Annotated in this window: 2 protein-coding genes; both read right to left on the bottom strand. The window is 34.2% G+C overall.

Features of this window, described 5'->3' with window-relative positions:
- Window positions 1-311: 311 nt before the first annotated feature.
- Window positions 312-1,799, bottom strand: a complete 1,488-nt coding sequence (locus ACRD69_RS25170; protein WP_430817900.1) for a serine hydrolase domain-containing protein — start codon at window positions 1,797-1,799, stop codon at window positions 312-314.
- Window positions 1,800-2,192: 393 nt separating this feature from the next.
- Complete coding sequence (locus tag ACRD69_RS25165; protein ID WP_430817899.1) at window positions 2,193-3,428, bottom strand: hypothetical protein; 1,236 nt, start codon at window positions 3,426-3,428, stop codon at window positions 2,193-2,195.
- Window positions 3,429-5,000: the final 1,572 nt, after the last annotated feature.

The following is a 5,000-nucleotide window of genomic DNA, read 5'->3' as shown; positions in this document are numbered from 1 at the left end:
TTGCTATGAGCATATTGAACAATAATAACAGTAAAGAGTAGCTTTTTGTAAGGAGGAGAGCTGATTTACATGATGCATAGATCTATACGTTTATAAAACTTCTTTTCGAACACTAAAAGGCAAAGCGCAGCAACGCCCCGGGTTACCTAACGCCCGTCAACCCGGTGCAATAGCAATTGGTCTTCGGGCACTTGTATTCCATGCACCAGCATAGCAAATGTTCGATTGTGTAAAGATTTTATGTGGTGAGCTGAGGGGTCTACTGGTCGAACGGTGCTGCCGCTCGAAGGTCAGCCATTCCGGCTCCGGGTTTATTCTAAATTATTTATTAAAGAACTTATTATATCAGCTATTGTTTTCGCGGATGGGCGACTGTAATTCGATAACACAGCGAAAGTATACCCATTGTCCAGGTACATATTAAACTGAGCATTAACTCCTCTTCCATCACCTTTGTGACTTGCTACTTTGCCTGCATTGCTTTCTTCTATAAAAAACCCATAACTATGAAAACTAACATTCAAATCATCCCGACCTTCAAATAATAATTTGGTATTTTCGGCGGATAGCAGTTGATGTGTCCTTAAGGCTGTTTCGAATTTGAGAAAATCTTCAACTGTTGAATAGGCTCCTCCCGAAGGGCTTCCCCTCATTATCCTGGTATATTGATGATTATCGTATGACACAGTCCCGTTTTCATATATTTTAGTATAGCCTGTGGCACGATTGTCAACTGGTCGATCCTTGTAAAAACCTCCAGTGTTGCTCATTCCTGCGGGCACGAAAATGTTAGTTTCAAGATATTCAAAATAGGACATTCCACTTACTTTCTCGATGATTACACCTAAGATTAGCATCCCACTGTTACTGTATGAAAATTTCGAACCAGGTTCAAACGCAAGTTCATCGTCCGATAGCAATGTTTTGTAATCGCTTAAGCTTCTGAAAACAGGTATGCTTTTCTGCGAATAGGCATCTTTAAAATAATCACCAAGACCTGAGGTATGCGTTAAAAGATGCTTAATCTGAATTTTTGAAGCCACCTCAGGATTTAACCATTCTGCTTCAACATATTTATTGACGTAATCATCATAAGATAAAATGCCCTTTTCAACTAATTGCATGACAGCAAGACCGGTAAATATTTTTCCAACCGATGCGATATTGAATTTGGTGTCTGCCTTATTTTTGATCAGGTACGATTTGGATGCATCTCCAACAGCTTCCTTAAAAATTTGTTTTCCGTCTTTTGCAATTAAAATGGCTCCTGAAAACTCATCATTTTCCTTCATTTTCTTCAGGCCAAAATTAACCTTCTCCAAAAGCTCTTGTTCACTTATCTTATTTGGAATCGCATAGCCTTCTTTGGCCTTAATCGGATTTACTTTTATCAGCCAGTTAATTTTAAATGATACTGTATCCGCTACTGGAATTTGTATGTTGACATATGTGTCGGTAAGTTTATTATACAGATCGGCAGATACGGATTTTGAAGTGTGTGGATTTACCCGGATTAGCTCGTAGCCTAATCCTCCGGTCTGATAGTAGAACTCCATATTCAGACTTGTGATTTCCGACAATGGTGCTCGCTTTAAGATTATAGGATAGTAATTCTCAGTGATGAAGTTACCCATTCTTTCCCTATCACCGGAGTTCACAGCTCTTAAAAAGTTTGTAATTAAATCATCTGAGCCTGTTTTTTTAGGAATAAGTGTTTTTTCGGCAATACAATCTGAACTAGAAAAAAACATAAATGCGATCATGAGTAATGCTAAAAATCCTTTTCTCTTAATTATCATGCTAACGGGTTTATATTAAATACTAATTGTAGTCTACGCAATAATAATTAGTCGGGCTTTTTCAGATAGGCAATTTTGACTTATGGTAAATATAAATAAAAATAACAATAATATGCTATATGTCAGTGGTTTAAAAAATCTTGTTGGCGGCAGGATTTAATCAGCTCTTAATGAATAGATATCTTGTTTAATCTACTCTGCATGGTTTTAATTTGAGCATAACGGTCAAGTGCATGATGCGTACCATCCCATAGGGGGGGATGCATTATGCAATTTGTTGTACAACGTAACTATTTTCCTTCTATGTTGATTACCTTAATTCTAATTCCAACTTTTAATGCAATTAAATTCTTTAATAAACCTTATTTAAAGAGTTCTTTAAGAAATTTATAATTAAAAAATATATCCAACAATAAATTTTAAACCTTTACTTTTTTCTTCAACTTCTGGAGTATTACCTGAAGCATTGTAAATAGAACAATTAAGCATTAAACTGTTATTGTCTGTAATTCTTAATTCCACACCTATATCTGCTACTAAACCCAAAAGAGAAGGGGAGTAATCATTAATTGGTAGCGTTTGTGTAAAAAACTCCCCATCCATCATCTCAGACTCTTTTACAAAAGTTAAGTCACGATCAAATGTTTTTTGATAAAATACACCTCCAGAAATATATGGTTTCATGAACTTTCCGGGAAATAGATAACGAAATGAAAATGTACCTATTCCCTTTTTATCATTAACATCAAGTATATAGTTTGTAACACGTTGCAATTCCATTGAGGACTGAAGCGTAGAAAATGATTCATTATAAAGATGTCCAGTTGCATAAATAGAAAAGTTATCGATTATCCTAGGTAATTTTAAATTAATTCCTAATCCTAAAAAGAATGAATTACTTGAATACGAATATGTAACCTTATCATAATTATCACCAAGACTTGTTGGTATAATGGACAGAGTATGATTATTTTTGTTGTAACCAACTAACGGTATAATATTTAGTTTAAAAGCTGGTGGCTTACGTTCATATATGATACATATCTCTTCAGAACATACCCTGGAAAGATATTCTTTAGTAACTTTTATTAAACTTTTATGATCCAATTTAGTCCTATCAATCAATGGTTTGATTTCAGGACAATCTTGAAACAAAATATAGAGAACTCCTTTGTAGCGATTATCTTGTTTTTGATATATTTTACCATCTTTCTCTATTTTAACTAATTTAACAGGCATTTCCCATAGCTTACCATCATCAGTTTCCATATAATAAGATGAAAAATCATTATTTAAATAGTAATATAGATTATAAAAACCATCAAGAAGAACCTCTACAAAAACATTCTCATCTGCTATGGATGGGTTTAAAATTGAACGATAAAATTTAGAGTCTGTGAACTGAAATTCAATAATATCTGATGGTTTATACTCTTTCTTATCACTATCGACACTAACTTTAAAAACACATCTCTTATGAAGATTATTCTCACTAGTATATTGAATTAAGCCATTTATTGTATCCTTATTGTTGGTAATTATATAACCAGGCCGAAAATCTGATTGTGCATAAATATTAGTCAGGCAAAATAGCAAAGCCGCAATAGTAAATAATTTTATATAATTCATATGGTTATGATTTCATCCGGTTTGTTATGTCAATTTTGAAAGTTCTCTTGTTTAAAGTCCATCTAATCAAATAACAAGTCTTGGTATCGTATAAATAATTTATATTCTCAAATAGAGTTATGGTATCCTTTTTATAATATAAGCTATCATCATTCTTAGTTTGCCATTCACCAATCAAATCTTTCTTTCTAATCTGACCAAATCCTGATGTTGACAGAAGTAACAATATCAATATGTTAATTATATATTTCATATTCCTTTTATGGCCACCAACCAGTCGATATACGGCTTTATGCTTTTTATTGTACCATATTGGTATTATATAAAGCATATCAAATCTATATTAATTATGTATTTATTCCAAAAAGTTACATCTGGCTAATGCATACTTTATGTATTTCAACAATTCATGGTGTTGAATCAATTCTTCACTTTTTTCGGTTATGATCGAATCAATCGATAAATGCTTTGGTGTTAATCCTAATCTCTTTTAGGGTGTGTATAGTTATAGCTGGTTCATTGTATCAGTGATGCCAAAGTACATCGCTACCGCGCATCCTTTCGCGGGGGGGGAGTGTATCATGCGAAAAGAACGATAGCTATCGTTCTTGCGCGGCAGTTGTGAGTGCGCTAACAACATTGCAAAAGCAGGCCGAATTAAAATCGACACAATCAGGGCATAGCTGGGGGACTCCCTGGCTTATCCTATGCCCATCACCGCCGTTATCAAGGAATATTAGTCCGCTCAAAAATTTATGGGTAGTTAGTTTATTGTTACTCCAGCCATAAATACACTTATTCAATTTCTTCACCTTCATAATCGTTGTATTTTGAGTTTACTATTCAACAAACATATAGCGATTACAAGCTCATTGCAATGACAATGCATGCATTGTAATTTGGCAAAAAGTCTATGTTGCACATTACATGATACTTAAGTTGTTTTTCATGCGATTTATGTTAAAAACAGTATGCAAAGGACGTTAGGGAAAATGCCTGCTTTACCAAAAAAACATAGAAAATGATACAAAATTGCCACTTATCCGGCCTGTTTAAGCCTTTTTAGGGGCGTAATAGGACCATAATCGGGGCTTATTTGGTATTTCTTCGGTAATCCTTCGGTATTTCATCGTCTACGCGCGTAGCGAACAATTACCGAAGGATTACCGAACACCTTCCGAAGCCTTCCCGAAGGATGTGCGAAGCTGACTACAACAAATACCGAAGAAATGATGCATATTCCAATTCACCGGATAACGATGTGTGATGATTTCTTGTCATCCGATGAGTAAAAATCTGGTTTAATAGTTGATGAGTTGAATTGATGAAAAGTTTATAAGTTGAAAGATTAAATTGCTAAACTATTAAACTAATAAACTACATAATTTAACCAAGCTGTAAATAGCAGGCTATAAGTCTGCCACATCATAGCCCGGGGCAAAGCGTTTTAGTGTTCGAAAAGAAGTTTTATAAACGTATAGATCTATGCATCATGTAAATCAGCTCTCCTCCTTACAAAAAGCTACTCTTTATACGCATTATTGTTAAACACATATTTGACTAATGCAATTA

Source organism: Carboxylicivirga agarovorans (assembly GCF_050589845.1).
In the GTDB taxonomy this organism is placed as follows: Bacteria; Bacteroidota; Bacteroidia; order Bacteroidales; family Marinilabiliaceae; genus Carboxylicivirga; species Carboxylicivirga agarovorans.
This window is presented reverse-complemented; position numbering and strand designations above follow the sequence as displayed.